This window comes from Taibaiella chishuiensis (assembly GCF_003014535.1).
Classification (GTDB): domain Bacteria; phylum Bacteroidota; class Bacteroidia; order Chitinophagales; family Chitinophagaceae; genus Taibaiella; species Taibaiella chishuiensis.
The window spans coordinates 91,075-109,968 of record NZ_PYGD01000006.1 but is presented as its reverse complement, the minus strand read 5'-3'; the positions used below and the strand labels follow the sequence as shown (position 1 = coordinate 109,968).

17 protein-coding genes are annotated in these 18,894 nt (G+C 50.4%); 13 read left to right on the top strand and 4 right to left on the bottom strand.

The window, feature by feature from the left end; all coding sequences use genetic code 11:
- Nucleotides 1-79: 79 nt before the first annotated feature.
- Nucleotides 80-1,756 (bottom strand): peptide MFS transporter, encoded by a 1,677-nt coding sequence (locus B0I18_RS15735; protein WP_106523693.1) that lies wholly within the window; start codon nucleotides 1,754-1,756, stop codon nucleotides 80-82.
- A 186-nt stretch (nucleotides 1,757-1,942) separates the two neighbouring features.
- Here B0I18_RS15735 and pth point away from each other — a divergent pair, with 186 nt between their 5' ends.
- Together pth and B0I18_RS15725 are read left to right on the top strand one after the other, a co-directional pair.
- Complete coding sequence (gene pth, locus B0I18_RS15730; protein ID WP_106523692.1) at nucleotides 1,943-2,503, top strand: aminoacyl-tRNA hydrolase; 561 nt, start codon at nucleotides 1,943-1,945, stop codon at nucleotides 2,501-2,503.
- A 77-nt stretch (nucleotides 2,504-2,580) separates the two neighbouring features.
- Nucleotides 2,581-4,155, top strand: coding sequence for a M1 family metallopeptidase (locus B0I18_RS15725; protein WP_181358488.1), 1,575 nt, complete (start codon nucleotides 2,581-2,583; stop codon nucleotides 4,153-4,155).
- Nucleotides 4,156-4,946: 791 nt separating this feature from the next.
- Here B0I18_RS15725 and B0I18_RS15720 read toward each other — a convergent pair.
- On the bottom strand, nucleotides 4,947-6,083 hold the full coding sequence (locus tag B0I18_RS15720; RefSeq protein ID WP_106523690.1) for a tetratricopeptide repeat protein: 1,137 nt from the start codon (nucleotides 6,081-6,083) through the stop codon (nucleotides 4,947-4,949).
- Nucleotides 6,084-6,092: 9 nt separating this feature from the next.
- Nucleotides 6,093-6,656 (bottom strand): RNA polymerase sigma factor, encoded by a 564-nt coding sequence (locus B0I18_RS15715; RefSeq protein ID WP_181358487.1) that lies wholly within the window; start codon nucleotides 6,654-6,656, stop codon nucleotides 6,093-6,095.
- A 130-nt stretch (nucleotides 6,657-6,786) separates the two neighbouring features.
- On the opposite strand from B0I18_RS15715, the gene B0I18_RS15710 reads away from it, so the two are divergent.
- The 6 genes from B0I18_RS15710 (at nucleotide 6,787) to B0I18_RS15685 (ending at nucleotide 11,276) form a co-directional block, all read left to right on the top strand.
- Nucleotides 6,787-7,263: a GNAT family N-acetyltransferase gene (locus B0I18_RS15710; RefSeq protein WP_106523688.1), complete on the top strand. Its 477-nt coding sequence runs from the start codon at nucleotides 6,787-6,789 to the stop codon at nucleotides 7,261-7,263.
- Between the two features lie 65 nt (nucleotides 7,264-7,328).
- Entirely contained in the window at nucleotides 7,329-8,087 is a 759-nt protein-coding gene (locus B0I18_RS15705; protein WP_106523687.1) for an alpha/beta fold hydrolase, read from the top strand.
- 191 nt (nucleotides 8,088-8,278) lie between these two features.
- The gene (locus B0I18_RS15700) at nucleotides 8,279-8,941 is read left to right on the top strand and encodes a CBS domain-containing protein (RefSeq protein WP_106523686.1); all 663 of its coding nucleotides are present in this window, start codon (nucleotides 8,279-8,281) and stop codon (nucleotides 8,939-8,941) included.
- A gap of 20 nt (nucleotides 8,942-8,961) precedes the next feature.
- Nucleotides 8,962-9,717 (top strand): ABC transporter ATP-binding protein, encoded by a 756-nt coding sequence (locus B0I18_RS15695; protein WP_106523685.1) that lies wholly within the window; start codon nucleotides 8,962-8,964, stop codon nucleotides 9,715-9,717.
- A gap of 141 nt (nucleotides 9,718-9,858) precedes the next feature.
- A complete protein-coding gene (locus B0I18_RS15690; RefSeq protein WP_146146763.1) occupies nucleotides 9,859-10,752 on the top strand; it encodes a hypothetical protein in 894 nt (297 codons plus the stop codon).
- A gap of 11 nt (nucleotides 10,753-10,763) precedes the next feature.
- Nucleotides 10,764-11,276 (top strand): hypothetical protein, encoded by a 513-nt coding sequence (locus tag B0I18_RS15685; RefSeq protein WP_106523683.1) that lies wholly within the window; start codon nucleotides 10,764-10,766, stop codon nucleotides 11,274-11,276.
- Here the strand turns inward: B0I18_RS15685 and B0I18_RS15680 are convergent.
- Nucleotides 11,273-12,283: an LLM class flavin-dependent oxidoreductase gene (locus B0I18_RS15680; protein WP_106523682.1), complete on the bottom strand. Its 1,011-nt coding sequence runs from the start codon at nucleotides 12,281-12,283 to the stop codon at nucleotides 11,273-11,275. The two genes, B0I18_RS15685 and B0I18_RS15680, sit on opposite strands and share 4 nt — an antisense overlap.
- A gap of 192 nt (nucleotides 12,284-12,475) precedes the next feature.
- On the opposite strand from B0I18_RS15680, the gene B0I18_RS15675 reads away from it, so the two are divergent.
- From B0I18_RS15675 to B0I18_RS25350, 5 genes are all read left to right on the top strand, one after another.
- Nucleotides 12,476-14,875, top strand: coding sequence for a TonB-dependent receptor domain-containing protein (locus B0I18_RS15675; protein ID WP_106523681.1), 2,400 nt, complete (start codon nucleotides 12,476-12,478; stop codon nucleotides 14,873-14,875).
- Between the two features lie 307 nt (nucleotides 14,876-15,182).
- Nucleotides 15,183-16,154, top strand: a complete 972-nt coding sequence (locus tag B0I18_RS15670; protein ID WP_106523680.1) for an SPFH domain-containing protein — start codon at nucleotides 15,183-15,185, stop codon at nucleotides 16,152-16,154.
- Complete coding sequence (locus tag B0I18_RS15665) at nucleotides 16,154-16,396, top strand: hypothetical protein (protein WP_106523679.1); 243 nt, start codon at nucleotides 16,154-16,156, stop codon at nucleotides 16,394-16,396. Before B0I18_RS15670 ends, B0I18_RS15665 begins: the two co-directional genes overlap by 1 nt.
- An 8-nt stretch (nucleotides 16,397-16,404) precedes the next feature.
- The gene (locus tag B0I18_RS15660; RefSeq protein WP_106523678.1) at nucleotides 16,405-17,349 is read left to right on the top strand and encodes a hypothetical protein; all 945 of its coding nucleotides are present in this window, start codon (nucleotides 16,405-16,407) and stop codon (nucleotides 17,347-17,349) included.
- A 20-nt stretch (nucleotides 17,350-17,369) separates the two neighbouring features.
- Entirely contained in the window at nucleotides 17,370-18,338 is a 969-nt protein-coding gene (locus B0I18_RS25350) for a DUF6620 family protein (protein WP_106523677.1), read from the top strand.
- Nucleotides 18,339-18,894: the final 556 nt, after the last annotated feature.

The following is an 18,894-nucleotide window of genomic DNA, read 5'->3' as shown; positions in this document are numbered from 1 at the left end:
ATAGGAGTAATATCCTGTTAAAAATTACCCCCATTTTTCACCCCGGAAATGCGGGGACAGACAGAACGCAGGCAGGGCCTTATTTTACGCCCTTTTCCTGCATGATCTTGTTCAGCCATTTCAACATCACAAAGCCAATGGCGGCGGATACGAGCAGCAGGCCGCAGTTTACCAGGAAGAAATGCGACTTGTCTTCGTAATTATACCAGGTCTTGGCCAGGATACCGGAAAGTTTGTTGCCAATGGAAGTAGAGAGGAAGAAACCGCCCATCATCAAGGCGGTAAGGCGTGGCGGGCTCAGCTTGGATACCAGCGAGAGGCCCATCGGGCTCAGGAACAGTTCGCCTATGGTAATCACACCGTAACAACCGACCAGCCATAAAGCAGACACTTTAAATTCGCCGTTATGCCCTGCATATACGGCCGCCACCATCACCAGGGTCGACAGGGCCGAGATCAGCATGCCCCAGGCAATCTTGGCCGGGGTACTGGGTTCTTTCTTTTTGCGGCGCAGGAAGGCGAAGAAGGCGACCACCAGCGGGGTAAGCATAACCACCCAGCCCGGGTTTACGGATTGGAACAGTTCTGTATTGACCAGGTATACCGGTTTGCCGTCGGCCGGGATCCTGGCCGGGTCTATATTGCGGAAATATACACTGCGTCCCATGGCTTTCACCTCTTTACCGTTATCGTCTTTCAGCGTCCGGAACTGGTTGTCGTATTGCGTTACCATACTCTCTTTGGAAGATACCTCTTCGGCCAGGTACAATTTGCCTGCAGCCTGTTCCATGCTTTCGCTTACCTGCCGGTCCGTGTAGTTCTGGGCCCAGTCGGTCAGTACGGTGCCGTTTTGTTTGAATACCGCCCAAAACATGACACTCACTGCGAAAATAGCCAGCAGGGCGGCAATCGGCCGTTTATCGTCTTTATTGGCCCTGTAATATAAGGATACGAAAAAGATGATGACCGGTATGGTAGCCGCGATAAAAGCATCGGTGCTGTCGCTGCCCAGGATATCGCCCGGTATCATCCAGCCCAGTACCCCGGCGATAATGGCCGGCAGGAATACCAGCGACAATACCTGCCCGATACCGGTATCGCCGGCTACGGCAGGTTTCAGCACATTGGCATGACGGTAGTGTTTCAAGCCGATGGTGAATACGATAAGCCCGAGGAACATACCCACGCCTGCACTGAGGAAGGCCGCACTCCAGTCGAATTTATTACGCATAAAGGCGCCGATGATATTACAGACAAAGGCGCCGATATTGATACCCATATAAAAGATATTATAACCCGCATCTTTTTTGTCCTTATACTGCTCTTCACTGTAAAGATTGCCAAGCAGGGTAGAGATACTGGGTTTAAAGAAACCGTTGCCGATAATGATCAGGGCGATGGAAGCATAGAAAAAGCCCAGGCCCGGCAGGGCAAGGCCCATATAGCCCAGTCCCATAAGCGCGCCGCCCAGGTACACCGAATTGATATAACCCAGTTTGCGGTCGGCCAGGAAGCCACCCAGGAAAGGCGTCAGGTAGGTGAAGGCGATAAACGTACCGAAGATATCATAAGCTGTAACAGCCGGGAAGCCCATACCGCCTTCTCCCTGCGTCTCTTTCATATACAATACGAAAATGCCCAGCATCAGGTAATAGCCGAAGCGTTCCCACATTTCAGTGAGGAAGAGGTAGGGAAGTCCTTTGGGATGATTGCCCCCGGACCGCGCCGGGATTGCGGATTGTACTTGTTGCGCCATCAGTTCTTAATTGTATCTGTAATGTTCCGGTTGCCCTGTCTCGTATTTAATAGAAGGATCGTTGGGATGTTTAAATTCCTGTACCTGAAGATACGGGGCGGCAAAATAAGCATTTAAAAATACCTTTCCAAAAGGGGGCGGCAAATCGGAAAGGTTTTACCTTTGCCTTCTTTTTAAATAAAAGGCATGAAATACTTAATTGTAGGACTGGGCAATATCGGTGCCGAATACGACAGCACCCGGCATAATATCGGATTTGATGTGGCAGATGCTTTTGTGATCAAGCATGGTGGCAGCTTCCGGGTAGACCGGCTGGCGGCGGTTGCAGAGTGTAAATGGAAAGGCAAAACATTCGTAGTGATCAAACCGACCACTTATATGAATCTGAGCGGCAAAGCCGTAAAATACTGGCTGGATAAGGAAAAGATACCGGTAGAGAATATGCTGGTAATCGTAGACGACCTGGCCTTGCCGATCGAAAGTATTCGCGTGCGGGCTTCGGGCACACATGCCGGGCACAACGGCCTGCGCGATATCCAGGCGGTGCTCAACAGTACGGCTTACCCGCGGTTGCGCTTTGGCGTTGGCAACGATTTCCCCAAAGGCCGCCAGGTCGAATTTGTACTGGGCAGGTGGCAGGCCGACGAAATGCCGTATGTAAAAGATAAGGTGCTGAAATCGATAGAGATCATTGAAAGCTTTGCTACGATAGGGCTCGAGCGTACAATGAATACTTTCAATAAGTAATATTTCCTGTTATGGTTCCTGTTTTATATAGATACTGCCTGGTAATAATATGTGTATTGCTTGCCGGCTTTACCACTGTGGCACAACCAAACAGTGTAATGTGCAGCAATACGCCGGCTCGTGCCTGGTGGGACGTACAGGCTTACGAACTCGATATCGTCTTCGATACGGCAACCAACAGTATCAGCGGCAGCAATACGCTGTTGGCTAAGGTAGTGGCGCCCGCAGCCGACAGTCTCCAGCTCGACCTGCAGGAAGCGCTGCAGATCGATAGCGTGCTGATGGCCGGCAAGCGGTTACAGGTAAGAGGTCAGGGGAGTACTTATTATCTTTCGGAGGGCTTTGCCGGCATGGCGCCCGGCGACAGCTTTCGCTGTACTATATATTATCACGGAGCACCGGTTATGGCACAACGCGCGCCCTGGGATGGCGGCCTGGTAAGGACTACAGATGGTAAAGGTCAACTCTGGATGGCTATGGCCTGCCAGGGATCGGGGGCCTATATGTGGTTTCCCTGTAAGAACTTTAACGGCGACGAACCCGAACGTGTAACTTTAAAATACACGGTGCCTTCCGGGTTGACGGCGATCGGTAACGGCCGGCTTAGGGGCAAAGTTACTACGGGCAATACGACAACCTATACCTGGTCAGTGCAGAACCCGATCAACAATTATGATATAACGTTTTATATCGGCGACTATACACATTGGTCCGATACGTTTGCCGGCGCCAAAGGCCCGCTGAGCCTCGATTATTATGTGCTGCGGGAAAATGAACAGAAGGCCCGCAAACAGTTTGCCGTGGTAAAACCTATGATGGCCTGTTTCGAAGAGAAGATGGGACCTTATCCCTTTTATGAAGACGGCTATAAACTGGTCGATGCACCTTACCTGGGTATGGAGCACCAGAGCGCGGTGGCCTACGGCAATGAATATAAAATGGGCTACCTGGGCCGCGACCGTAGCAAGACAGGTGTAGGGCTTACCTTCGATTTTATCATTATCCACGAATCGGGACACGAATGGTTTGGCAACAGCATTACCGCTTACGATCCGGCCGATACCTGGATACAGGAAGGGTTTACCAGTTATTCGGAAACCATTTTTGCAGAATGCCTGGAGGGCAAACAGGCATCCTTCCGTTACCAGCAGGGCAAGAAGCGTATTATCCGCAACGATAAACCGGTGCAGGGGCAATACAATGCCTGCGATGAGGGCAGCGGCGATCATTACGATAAAGGCGCTTTTGTCATCCACATGATCCGCATGATCATGGATGATGATACCCGTTTCTTCGCGATGCTTAAGGCCATAAGTGCTAAGTTTTACCACCAACTGGTTACCAGCAACGATATAGAGACCTTTATCAACCAGTATTCGGGTAAGGATTTTTCGAAGCTGTTTGAGCAATACCTGCGGCATAAAGAACTGCCTGTGTTATTGCGGCAAACAACGGCAACCGGTACGGCTTTCCAGTGGAGCAATTGTATACCCGGTTTCGATATGCCCCTGCGCATCCTGTTGCCCGGCAATAAAGCTACCTGGATTTATCCCGTAGCCGGCAAGTGGACCGGCTATGCCCACAAGGGTAAAATAAAAGCGGATCCTGATTTCCTGGTGGGGGACACGCCAGGAAAGCCAGCTAATCAATGAGCTCCTTCGAGATGCTCAGGATGACAACATTCCTCTTGGTAGTTGATGCTTTACACGCTGGTGAAGCCAGCTAATCGATGAGCTCCTTCGCGATGCTCAGGATGACAATCGTCCTCTTGATACTTGATACTATAAGGAACTCCTTCACTGTGCTCGGGATGAAAGCGGACACTTCAATAGTTCAAAATTCAAAACTCAAAATTTAAAATTACCCTGCTGCGCTCAGGATGACAGCGACTTCCTTTTAAAGTTAAGTGCGTTAGTATGCCTGGGCCAACGTTTGCTGCTTTTGCATCCGGGGTTAGCCTTTTGTCATGCTGAGCCGCGCGAAGCATCTTATCGGCGTTAGCGCATGCCGCATATTCGCGGCTGCGTTGCTAAACGCTTAATACTAAAAAAAGCCGGCCATCCCCAATAGTGATGATCGGCTTTTTTATAGGTTCAGATACGGCAGCTTATCGAGGTACAGCCTCCCTTCGGTAAGATCCTTCGCGATGCTCAGGATGACAGCGGACCTCCTGGTAGTTGATGCTTTACACGCTGGTAAAGCCGGCTAAGGGATGAGATCCTTCGCTGCGCTCAGGATGACAACATTCCTCTTGGTAGTTGATGCTTTACACGCTGGTGGAGCCAGCTAGTGGATGAGATCCTTCGCGATGCTCAGGATGACAATCGTCCTCTTGATACTTGATACTAAAAGGAACTCCTTCACTGTGCTCGTGATGAAAGCGGACACTTCAATAGTTCAAAATTCAAAACTCAAAATTTAAAATTACCTCTCACATCTCCCCCTAATTATCCTTCCCTTTAAGCTCATTCAGTTGCTTTTGCGCGGCGTTTTTCTGGGAAGCGCCGGCGTCGATCACCCGTTGGAATTGCTTAATGGCCCTGCGTTTCTTGTTCAGGCTTTTATTACAAAGCGCCGAATAGTAAACCGCGTCCCAATGTCTCGGGTCCGAATCGTCCGACTCGGCAGAACGGAAGTAGAGCAGGGCGCTGGCATATTGCTTTTGCTTATACAGTTCCAGGCCTTTTTCGAAATCAGACTGGGGTTTGTCGGCTTCCTTTTTACGTTCTTCTTTTATATCGGCGCTTTTGGCGGCTGCCTTGGCTGCAGCCATATTATCCTCCGTCTTGCGCAGCCGTTTTTCCGTGGCCTCTTCTTTAGTCTTCTCCTCGCTTACCCGGTCTGCAGCTGCAATATCCGGTGCTGCGGCTGTTTCGGCCTGCATGGCCATTGCAGCAGGAGCTTGCTGTAACCTGGCTGCTCTTATGGTAGTGTCTGCCCGTTTGGCTGTATGCGCTGCCAGCAAGCTATCCTTGTGCACTTTGGCCGGTACTGCTGCCGGCGCGGGTGCAGCTTCTTGCGCGGCAGGAGGATTGTTGGCGGCCAGTTTGCGGTTGTCGCCGGTATTGCTGTAGGTAGTTGTTTGTGCCAGCGTGTTGTTCGAGGCCTCCTGGTTGGCGCCATTATTGCGCAGCCCGAAGTACCACAGGGCGCCAAACCCGATAAGCAGGGCGGCTGCAATACCCAGCGGGCGCAGCATACGGGCCGTGCTGCGTTGAGGTATAAAGGCGGTTGTACTATCGCCGGCGGGTTGTGCCGGTGAGGCAGGAGCCGCTACGGGCTCGGGTTTCACCGGTTTGGCTACTACTACCGGTTCTTTTTTCTCCTTAGGTTTTTCTTTCTCTTTGGGCGCCACGGCGGGCAGTACGGGCATCTTAATAGCGCCCAGCACGCTTTCTGCGTCTGCGAGCTTTTCGTATCCTTCGAGGGCGTCGTTGCAGAGCGGGCAGCCGGCCAGGTGCAGCTCTACTGCCCTGAGCTCCTCGGGGTACAAGGTTTTCTTCAGGTAGCCGATCAACTGTCCCTTGCTGAGACAGGCGCTCTGGTCCAATATTTGTAATATCCTTTCTTCGCTGTTCATACCCTTTATTTATGCCGTTTTCTGGCGCAGACAGATTTTAAGGTTCCTCCTGCCATTCTGAATATGGCTTTTTACCTGTTTGTCGGAAAACCCGGTCAGGCCTGCCGTTTCGAGGTAGCTTTTCTGGTTGAGGTAAAAATGAGTTACACAGTTGCGCTGCTCTTCGTTCAGGCTTTTCAGGCAATTCGTGAGGTGGTTCAGCAACTGTTCTTCATTTAATTTATGATGCAGCGTTTCCTCAAATTCCATAAGTTCCATATCCCATTCGGCAACTATTTTATTGCTGGGATCTTTTTTGCGCAGTTCCATCAGGCAGTGGTTCTTGACCACCTGGTAAAACCAGGGCTTGAATTTCCGGATCTGGTATTGTTGGGCATCCGTCCACAGCTTGATGAAAACCGCCTGTACGGCATCTTCGGCCGGGGCAGCGCTGCCCAGGTACTTAATGCCTACACCCAGGCCCAGGTGCACATAGCGCTGGTACAGGGTGCTGAAAGCCTCCTGGTCCTGCTTGGTTGCGATCCGGTGTACCAGGTCTTCATCCGTAAAATTCCGGTAATTGTTGGCAGACAAGGTGATGATTTTTTAGGTATAAAAACAATGGGGGTAAAAATAGAACATTCTATAATTATGATCCAAATTAAATAGGTATTTATTCCTTTAAAATTAACAAATTAAAGGCTAAAACCGGTAGTTTTGCGGCATGCAGAACACTCAGCAAATAACAATCCGGGAAGCACGCCCGGAGGACGGAAAAGCGATGATGGCATTGGTACGGGAATTGGCGCTTTACGAAAAATCCCCGGAGTCGGTAACGGTATCTGACGAGCATTTTATGGAAAGCGGTTTCGGCGCCAACCCGGTATGGTGGGCCCTGGTAGCTTCTGTAGTTAACGAGGAGGGCGAGGAACAGGTAATCGGTTTTGCGCTGTATTATATCCGCTACTCCACCTGGAAGGGACAAAGGCTCTATCTCGAAGATATTATCGTGACCGAAGCATGGCGCGGCCGCAAGGTCGGCGCACAGCTTATGGACCGGCTGATCGACACCGCAAAAGCCAAAGGATTCAGCGGTATGATGTGGCAGGTACTCGACTGGAATGAGCCGGCCATACGATTTTACAGGAAATACAAGACACATTTCGACAACGAATGGATAAACGTAAGTATGGAGTTGTAACTTTGAAAAAAAATAATGGTGTGATAATAGAATATCAGTATTTTGCAGCCTACTAATCTTAGTTTATGGAAATGGAAATCAAAACTCTTGGCAAATTCAGATATGTTGAAGAAGGCGAAGGGGAGCCGCTAATATTGTTGCATGGCCTTTTTGGAGCGTTAAGTAATTTTAAAGATTTGTTCAATCATTTTAAAGCCAATTACAGGGTAATTATCCCGATGTTACCCCTGTTTGACCTGGGATTGGACACCGGAGTAGGGGCCCTTGCCAAATATGTACAGAAGTTTATAGAAACGCGTGAATTTGATAAAGTACACCTTATGGGTAACTCCCTGGGTGGACATGTAGGGCTTATTTATACCCTGCACAACCAGGAAAAGGTGAAAACCCTGATCCTGACCGGCAGTTCGGGCCTTTTCGAAAATGGTATGGGTGAAACCTACCCTAAACGGGGCGACTACGAATTTATCCGCAAGAAAACAGAACTTACCTTTTACGATCCGGCAGTAGCGACTAAGGAACTGGTGGACGAAGTATATGCCATCGTTAATAACCGCCTGAAAGCCATTAAGATCATTGCACTGGCCAAATCGGCCATCCGCAATAATCTCAGCGATGAGCTCAGGGAAATTAAGGTGCCCACCTGCCTGATCTGGGGTAAAAATGACACGATCACACCGCCCATGGTGGCAGAAGAATTCAAACAATTACTGCCCAACTCAGAACTGTTCTGGGTCGACAAGTGCGGCCATGCGCCCATGATGGAGGTACCCGAAACCTTCTGTACCATATTGGCAGGCTTCCTCGACAGGCATAAGGCCTGATAAACGTACCGAAGCAGATTAACATTCTTCTTTACAATTATACAACGGTGTGGCATACCATTTGCGGCGTTTTGTTGTTATAAGGTAAAGACGGTACGGTATCCGCCAAACTATGGCCTTACTGTATCCGTATATGTGAATAAGATGACCCGCGATAGCAACCGGATCGCCTTCCTAAAAAACTACAAGACATGTTCGTTCATCAATTGATATCTCCCGACCTGCCTGTACTACACCTGTCCGATACCGGGGAAGATGCCATGAACCTGATGCAGGAATGGCACGTATCACACCTGCCATTAACCGACGCCGACGAATACAAAGCACTGGTAGGAGAAGAGGACCTGCTGAACTGGGATACACCCGAACAGCCGCTTTCCAAAGCCGGCTTCCTGACCTTCAGCCCCGTGGTATATGCCGACAACCACCCCTACGAAGCCGCCAAAAGAGCGATACAGCAGAAAATAAGCGTGGTGCCGGTGATCGACGAAAACAATAAATACCTGGGCGCACTTACCCGCAGTGATCTGCTGGATTTCCTCTGCAAAGAGACCGGCATCGAACAAACCGGCGGCATTATTGCCCTGGAGGTAAAAATGGCCAATTACAGTCTTTCAGAAATTGCGCGTATCTGCGAAAATAACGATGTCATCATCCTCAATACCCAGCTGCGCTCCGTGCCCGACCAGGATACCATGGAAGTGGTCCTGAAGACCAATACCCAGGAAATGCAGTCCCTGGTGGCCTCGTTCGAACGGTACGAATACGTAGTCAAAGAGGTATTCGGCGACCTGCCCGCCCGCGAAGCCATGCTGGAGCGCTACCAGTTGCTGATGAACTATATAAACATGTAACCTGCGTTTAAAATTTTGCTATGCCTATCATTTCCGTCCGCGACCTGGTAAAAAAATATGGAGACTTTACTGCTGTAAATGGTTTAAGTTTCGATGTGGAACAGGGAGAGATATTTGGTCTGCTCGGACCTAATGGCGCCGGTAAGACTACAACACTGGAAATCATAGAAACCTTAAGGCCCAAGACTTCGGGCTCCGTTATCGTAGATGGAAAGGACCTGGACCAGCAGCCCAACGAGATCAAGAAAGTGATCGGGGTACAATTGCAGGCTTCCGGTTTTTATCCTAACCTGAACCTTAAAGAGCTGATCGAGCTTTTTGCCGGCTTGTACAATGTGCAGACCGATCCGCTGGAACTGTTGCGCAGCGTGAACCTGGAAGAGAAGGCAAAAAATAAATTCAAACAACTCTCCGGCGGGCAGAAACAACGGTTTTCGATCGCCACTACTATTATCAATAAGCCCAAAATCATCTTCCTCGACGAGCCTACTACCGGGCTGGATCCGCAGGCCCGGCGCAACCTCTGGGACCTGATCCGCCAGTTGCGCCAGGAAGGCACTACCGTAGTGATTACGACGCATTATATGGACGAGGCCGAAGAGCTTTGCGACCGTGTAGCCATTGTCGACAGCGGTAAGATCATCTCTTTAAATACCCCCGATAACCTGATCGATAACCTGATCGCCTCCGGCTTCCAGCGTAAGAAAAAGGTGAAAGAGGCCAATCTCGAAGACGTATTTCTCGACCTTACCGGTAAAGAACTGCGCGAAGCTTAGGTTAAGCCAGGCCCGGGAGCCACAATAGGGATGCGCTTTTATGGCATCGTATGTCTACTCCAGGCCGTAATCTCTTTCGATTTTCTCCGGATTGTTTTGTGATAATATTTACATTTGCGCCTGTTGTAAAGAAAAACAGGTATGCGACATTCCCGGCTTTTATTATTCGCACTTATTGCGCTTTCGGCGTGGACGTCCTGCAACCGGCGGACAGAGCCACTGACGGGGCTTTGGGAGTTTTCGAGCTTCGGTAAAGAGGTCGACGAAAATTATGTCGATTGTTTTTTGAATCTCCGCGAGGGTAAGTATACGATTTACATTCCCGATTATTTTGATTACGGTACCTTCAGGCAGGATGCACAGGATCCTGCTGTTTTCCGGTTTACGTCGTACCGTAAACATAAATATTACGGCGATGCTTTCTGGATACGGGTAAATGAGGGTGGCAGCGAACAGAAAAAGGTAACATTGTCGCTGCTCGAACAGGCGCGGGAATACCCCGTTTCCGACCCGGCCATCTATGATCATATCGTAGGGAATGTAACCGAGTTTACGGTCCTGAGGAAGGCCGTGGTACAGTTCCCCGGCGAAGATCCCTATAGCTTTAACCTGAATCGCTGGCGCATTGGCCCCGACCACGAAGAAAGTTGCCGGGAGGTTAATTTCCGGCTGATTAATTACCTGAGGCATATGTATGCCTTATTCAACGGGCAACTTAAGGCCGAATCCGAAAAAAGCGGTTATCCCTTTTCGCCGTCGCCCATCCTGTTCGGCGCCAACGGTATGGCTTCTAAAAATATAAAAGATGTGCCGCCATACTGGATCCATACTTTTTACAACCAGGAACAGGCAGCTATGGCCAATGATATGATCTCCGCTATTTTCGACGAACATATGGTTTTCCCGCGGGGCACCAAGCGGTATGATGAAATGTGGAGCAAATTGCTCGACCAGATGATTACCATCGCCAAACGCAAAGATTTTTACTGTGGCAAAGCAGACACGGTAACTGTGGCCGCGCAGTCCCATCCCTAAATAAATGAGGTATGAATACTACTAGCTGGAACGCTTTCGAAGCGGAATATAATTTTAAACAAACGTTGCTGGGTTTATTACGCCAGTCTTTCGCGATCATCGCCAAATCCAGATTTGGCGCGGAGACCTTTTCTGCATTCGCCCTGAACTGCGATGCGTTCAGCGGGATCTTATCCATCAGTTTCGATACCAACCCGGCCACGCCGGCAAGTGGCAATACACCGGCCGACTGGGCTTACGAGGTGATGGAATGCGAGTTGCCCGAGGTACACCTGATGTTTATCGAGCAGTACGACCCGATGCAGGAGGCCTACGATACGCTGCAACAGGATATGCACGACGATTCGCTGTCGGAAGGTTACCTGCATGCCATGCGCGAGGTAATGGTCGAACTGGAAAATACGGATGCATTCACAGTGTTTACCACTACGCCCGACTTCCTGACCCAGGTTACCGAGATCGATGCCGATACGGAAGAAGAAGCCCGTTTGCTCGACGCCGTAAGGCAGGCTGCCAAAGGCTAAGCCTGCGCCGGCAATGCAAATGCTTCGGCCAGCAACTCGAATGATCGTTTGCGTTCCGGGGCATTATCCATCATGGTGGAGATCACGATCTCGTCCACATCAAAATCGCTGGCAAGCCGGTCCAGTTGTTCCTTTACCCTGTCGGGCGTGCCGGATATAATGCGGCCGCTGTTGTAGCGGATCCGTTCCATATCGGAGGCCGTAAACTGGTATTTGGCAATGGTTTCGCCATCGGGGAAATCTTCGTAAATACCCTTGTCGAACTGCAGCAGGATATAATCCAGGTTTTTACGCATATACAAGGCCCGTTCTTCCGTTTCAGCGCATAACACAAATGCGGAGAGGATCTCTCGCGGTTGTTGGTATTGCTCCGAAGGTTCAAAATTTTTGCGGTAGGTTTCGATCACAGCGGGTGTTACAAAACCATTAATGAATTTGGCTACGGCCAGGCCGAGCCCGAAGTCGGCGGCGATCCGGGCACTGCCGCCACTGGAGCTCAGTACCCATTGTTCGGGTATGGTAGCTGCCTGCGGCGTGGCTATGATCTTACCATGCTGTGTAGCGGCGGTATCGCGGAAAAAATGCTGCAGGTGGTTGAGTTGTTGCAGGTAACGCTCCTCGCTGAAATCGTTGGAGGGATTGAGCAGGGAGGCGGTAATACGGTCGCCGCCCGGCGCCCGGCCCATACCCAGGTCTATCCTGCCCGGGAAGAGGGTTTCGAGCATACGGAAGTTCTCCGCTACTTTAAGGGTGCTGTGATTGGGCAGCATAATCCCCCCGGATCCTATCCGGATGCGGTTTGTGGCATCGGCCAGTTTTACCATCAGCACTTCCGGTGTGGAGCCGGCAATAAAGGTGGAGTTATGGTGTTCGGATATCCAGAAACGGCTATAGCCCAGTTTATCCGCCAGTTGCGCGGTTGCTATGGTTTCGTCTATTGCTTCTTTTACCGTTTGCCCCCGCCGTACGACCGACTGGTCCAGCAAACCCAGTTTTATATTGCTCAAGTTGTATTCGTTTAGTTTTTCGGAAGCCGCAAGTTATCGAAGCCTGGCCGGGCTCAATGTAACGAAAACTTTATAGTTCTATAATCGAAAAATATATTGCCCGGAACCGCGTTATAATGCCTTGTTCCGGTATTCGTGGCTACCTGATTTGTACTACTTTTGTAATCCTTAATACCGACCCGGTCATCCTGCATGTTTACCCTGAAACGGAAATCAGCCTGGCTCAGCCTTTGCGCCCTGCTGTTATGCGCCCCTTTGTGGGCCCAGAAAATGCCCCTTACCCTGCAACTCCGCGATAAAAACCGCGAGCCGCTGTCTTTTGCTACCGTAAGCGTGCTTCGGGCAGCCGATACCACGAAGAAGATGGAAACCATAGCCGACGAATCGGGCAGGGCTGTTTTCGAACTGGATACTGCTGCCTATATCGTAAAGGTGAGCGCCGTTAATTATAAACCGCTCCGCGAAACGATCGTTTTGGGCGCGGGCCGCGATAGTTTTACCCTTACCCTCCAGGCTTCCGGCGAAACGCTGAACGAAGTAGAGATACGGTCGTCGGCAAGCCTTATGCGCCAGGTGGATGATAAGACGGTGGTAGACCCGGAACAACTGGCCGCATCGAGTACCAATGGTTACGAAGTGCTGGAGAAAACGCCCGGTATATTTATCGACCAGGATGGTAATATTTACCTGAACAGTACTACACCGGCTTCGATCTACATTAATGGCAAGGAAATGAAAATGAGCCGTTCGGATATTGCTACAATGTTGCGCAACCTGCCGCCCGGTGCTATTCAGAAGATCGAGATCCTGCGTACGCCTTCGGCCCGCTACGATGCATCGGGCAGCGGCGGCGTGGTCAATATCGTATTGAAGAAAGGCGTAAAACCCGGGCTTACAGGTAGTATCAACGGTTCGGTGCAACAGGGCAAAAAGGGTAACCAGCAGCTGGGCATCAACCTGTCGAACAACGATGGCCGTAATGCCGTATACCTCAACCTCAACTATAACCACCGCGATGGTTATGAGCAACTCAACACCGACCGGTTCATCTCCGGCGATACCTTCCTGAGCCAGCAGGCGCATACCACGTTGCCGGGCAATAACTGGTACCTGGGTTATGGCTGGGGCCGTGACCTGGACGATAAGTGGAACCTGAGTTACGACGGCCGCCTGAACTATACCAATTCTTTTAATAAAACGGACAATACCAACAGCTTCAAAGTGGCGCCGGAAGCGGCGCCGCTGGGGCAAAGCAATACCTATCTTAAAAACGACAACTATACCTTCCTGCTCAGCCAGGAGCTGAACTCGGTTTACAAGATCGATACCCTCGGCTCGGAATGGACCAATAGCCTGTCCTATATTTATTCCTCCAACGATATCGACCAGGGCTATACCACCTACGCGCTTAGCCCCTATAGCGGCGGCGGCGCGATTAACGGCAGGCGGCATGTACTTACCGGCCTGTCCGACCTCAGTTATAAATTGCCGCACCGGATCACCCTGGAGACGGGTGTAAAATCGTCGCTGCTTATCTTTAATAACAGTGCAGCTTATTACCTCGACCAGAACGGCAACCGGTTTACCGATAAGGTGCGATCGAATGATTATAACTATAAAGAATGGATCAACGCGGCGTATATACAGGCTTCCAAAGGCCTGGGCAGCTTCCTGCTCAAAGCCGGTGTGCGTATGGAGAACACCAATATGAGCGGCCTGCAGCGCTTACCGGCCGATACTTCCTTTAGCATTCATCGTACCGACTTCTTTCCTTATGTATACCTGAGCCGTAAGGTAATGAGCATTGCCGGTTACGAGATACGCGCTTACCTGGTCTACCGCCGTACCATCAGCCGGCCTACCTATGAGCAGCTCAATCCTTATCCCAAATATGTAGACCAGTTCCTGTCAGAGGCCGGTAACCCGACCCTGCGCCCGCAGTTTACCCATAACTACGAGGCCAATATCAGTATTACGGAGCGGCCGCTGTTTGCCATCGGCTTTAACGACACCCGCGATATGTTTACCAATGTGTATTACCAGGCCGACAGTAATACTGCACAGGCCTACCGTACTTACGATAATGTGGGCCGTAACAAAGAGTTTTACCTGCGCGGCTTTGCGGCCATACCACCCGGCGGTACCTATTTCTTCGTGGTGGGCGGGCAGTATAATTACAATATTTATGAGGGGCTTTACGAAGGACAACCCCTCTCGTTCAAACGCGGCGGCTGGCTGTTCTTTACCTATCACCAGTTACGTATCGATAAAAGAAGCCAGATCACGCTTAACGGTTTCCTGCGGCTGAAGGGCCCGCTCCAGTTTTACGAGCTCAGTTCCATGGGCGCGCTCAACCTGAATGTGAACCGTAAATTCTTTAAGGACAAATTGACTGTGACACTCAGCGCCAACGATATTTTCTTTACCAACAACAATACCTTCACCATTAACCAGGGCTCTGTACGGGCCTCGGGTTACCGCGAGTCGGACAGCCGCAGGGTAGGGATCAGCTTCCGCTACAACTTCGGTATCCGTAAAGAAGAACGGGCCGATATGTTCCAGCAGATGCAGCAACCCGCCGGTATCAATTAAAGCCGGGGAGTAGTTACGTCCTTCCTGATCTTGATCTACTTCCCTTTATGATACATGAAACCCGCCCCAGAGGCGGGTTTCGTTTTTTAAGACTGCATACCGGGTATACAGCTCATGTATCGGTAACCCGCTGATTATAAATACTAAAAAGCGGGCCGGCTTTTCTGTTCGTGCATGTATTATGCCCGGTAGGTTACGGGGCCGCTAATGTTAAGTTTGATAATTATAACAAAATATATAAAAATCGAATCAATGCCTACTGCTATATTTGAGGCCGCTGCGCCATGCAGTGATAAACCCCTCAGGCATGAAATTACCTTTTATCGAAATCATTGAAACGGCAACACCCGATCCCAACCTGTTGATGTGGAAGTTTGCCGACGAAGACAAGGAAATCAAAAACGGCGCCAGGCTTACCGTTCGCGAAGGACAGCAGGTCCTGTTCCTCAACGAAGGACAGCTGGCCGATGTATTCAGTGCCGGGCTACATACCTTGAGCACTGCTAATATCCCGGTGTTGAGCTGGCTTAAAGGCTGGAAGTATGGTTTTGAAAGTCCTTTCAAGGCCGATATCTATTTCTTCAACACCTACCAGTTTATCAATAACAAATGGGGCACGCCGGCGCCCATCCTGATGAACGACCCGAAATTCGGGAATATCCGTGTCCGTGCCTTTGGCAGTTTCGATATTAAGATCGCCGATGTGGGCACCTTCTTCCGGCAATACGCAGGCAGTTACCCGCGGCTTACCATTTTTGAACTGCAACATCAGCTGCGCGATTTTATAGCGCCCAAGTTTGGCGAGGTACTGGCCAACGAACACATTACCGTTACCGAAGTAGCGGGAAATGTAACCCAGCTGGGCAAAAAGATAGAGCCTTACCTGAAACCTTATTTCCTGCAACTGGGCATTGAGCTTACGCAATTCGTAATTACAAGCGTTACCCTGCCCGAAGAGGTGACCGCGCATTACGACAAGATCACCAATATGAATATGGTGGATGATATGGATAAATATACCCGTTTCAATACGGCCAATGCCATAGGCGAAAAGGGTACGACCCTGCATGATGCCACGCAGCAGGGAATGGCAATGGGTATGATGATGCAGCAGGCCCAGCAAATGCAACAGGGACAACAACAACAGCCCCCGGTACAACCTGCGGCAGGAGGCGATGTAACGGCACGCCTGCAGCAGCTCAAAGCCTGGTTTGATACGGGCCTGATCGACGAAGATGAATTTAAAAGTAAAAAGGCCGAACTACTCAACAAGCTGTAATGGAAGACAAAAGCCCAAAATCATTTTTACAAAAGCTGCGGGAAAAGGCCGCCGCACAAGGTAATTACGGCGGAGCGGCAGAAGCTTCGGATGCCGGGATGAAAGCGCGTGATTGTCCCAATTGCGGTGCAGCAAGGGCCAAACAGGATGGGCTTACCCGCTGCGCTTATTGCGGCTTTGCGTTTATGGACATCCGGCTTTCGGATGGTATTCATATCAAAAAAGAAGATAACTCCCAATAACCAACACCATGTTTAACCTGTTTAGTAATAACAGAAAAGAAACGGTACCCGAATGGGTAGCCGGCCTGGAGGAGACGCAGCAACGCTGGTTTGCCTTCCTGGAGAAGCTCGAAGCCAGGATGGAAGAGCTCTGTACGGCGGCCATACCGGAACTGAAGGAGATGCTGGCGGCCGATGAAGATACCTACCAGCGCACCTTTTACAAGATTCAATCCGGTATCAACGGGCAAATGCAGCATATACGCCGCAAAGCCTACGATACCTACGAGGAAAAAGTGATCAATGCCCGTTATGCCGTCAGGGACGGTAGCCTTACGGGTATGGGCTCCGACTACCTCACCGGCTTTACCCAGGCCTGTTCGGATCGCTACCATCGCGACTTCGAGTCGAAATTCAATTACTGGCAGGGCCAGCTGGACCAGGCCGCGGTTAAGGATTATGAAGCAGAATACCGCAGGATCCTGTCCGATTTCGAACAAACCAAAAACAGTTTTGCCTGCAGCCAGTGCGGCAGCCCGCTTACCATCGACCGCATCTTTTTTATCAGCACTTATATTACCTGCCCGGCCTGTAAGACGCAGAACACCTTCGAGCCGGGTACCTCTGCGCGTAGCCTGCAACATATTGCGCGCAGCCTGGCCGAACAGCGCACACGGCATCTCCTGGCGGCGTATGAGGCCGAGAACGAACTGGAGCGCGAACTGTACCAGGCCAACCATGAGCTGAAGCTAAGCCTGATCTTTGAAAAAGACCGCACGGTAACAGCAGGTAAGGAGCAGCAGATAAGAGCCAACGAAATACGGCGGCAGGAGGCCATCAGCAATGCGCCCCGCATGTATAAAGCCTATTTGCGGGCTATGTACGACGAATGGAATAATATAACCCCCGACCTTAAGGAACATAATGAAAAAATGTACCTGAGGCATATCGCATCCAATCATTTTCCTTCTTAATTCAATAAAACCAGAAAACAATGTTTAAAAAACTTCTCAATCAGCTGATGGGTAACGACGAAAGCGCCGGCAACCCTACACCGGGCACACAGGGACAGCAGGCTGCCACCGAACCGGCACGCGGGCCGCTGCGCCCTTCCGGTAGCTACGATCCGCAAACCCAGCATGGTACCCATTATACAGAAGCAGATTTTGATGCGGAAGTAAGCCGCAGGGCAGAGGCCTGGATCGCTGATGAAATAGCAGACGGTGAAACGGTCGATAAACGCGAAAAGCAAAACATTTATCACAATTACCGTCAGCAGGTATACCTCGAATGGAACCAGTGTGATACCGACCAGTACATCATGTTCCAGCATGCCAATTCTATGAAATATATGGGCGTGCAGACCTCCGGTTTTGTACAGGTAGCAGACAATAACCCACTCCTGGAACCCGCGCACGGCGTATCTCTGAAAGATTATGCGGCCATGTGTGTCAAGATCGGCGCCGGTGTGGATACCGCGGCGGTATGCCGGGCTATGGGCCTGGAGCCCGTGATCTGGGATGAATTGAATACCATATGGCCGCAGCGTATGGCCGAAGACAGTTCTTTTACCATCACCACGCTATTTGGCCAGTATTTTGCCGATAACGAAGCCCATCCTAAATTGCAGGGGCTGGAGCCGCAGGCAGCGGGTAATGCCGGCGGTACCGATAACCTCGAACGCCTGAAAACAGATCGCTATTTTTATGAAGAACTGTGTGGCGCAAGACAGGCAGCCTACGAATACGGGCTCGACGGCGCCCAGTGGATCCTTGATCATTACGGTATCAACCTGGCCGATTTCCAGTCGGTAGCCATGCAGCATATGACCGCGCAAAACCAGGATTTCAACAGCGAAAGGATCCATCATTTTATGGACTACCAGCAGGAGAAGCAAAAGGAATATGCGGCTAAATTTGCTGCCGAACAAGGCGGCAATATAGCTGATGATGTGGAGTTTTAGGTATTAGATTTGAGTATTGAGATATTAGATGTTAGATTTGAGATGTGAGATATTAGATGAAGCCTGTCATCCTGAGCCTCGCGAAGGATCTCATCCGTTAGCTGGCTTCAACGGAGTGGCTGTATAAGAGGGTTCGCTGTCATCCTGAGCGCAGCGAAGGATCTCATTGGTAAGCTGGCTTTATTATGGGGTAAGCTGCCTGTCATCCTGAGCCCTGCGAAGGATCTCATTTTTTTAGTATCAGGTATTAAGTATCATGTATCAAGAGGACGATTGTCATCCTGAGCGTAGCATCTCATCCCTTAGCTGGCTTTATTATGGGTTAAGCCGCTGTCATCCTGAGCCCCGCGAAGGATCTCATCGGTAAGCTGGCTTCAACGGAATGGCTGTATAAGAGGGTTCGCTGTCATCCTGAGCACAGCAGGAGAATTTTAAATTTTGAGTTTTGAATTTTGAACTGTTGAAGTGTTCGCTGTCATCCTGAGCCTCGCGAAGGATCTCATTAGTTAGCTGGCTTTACCAGCGTGTAAAGCATCAACTACCAGGAGGTTCGCTG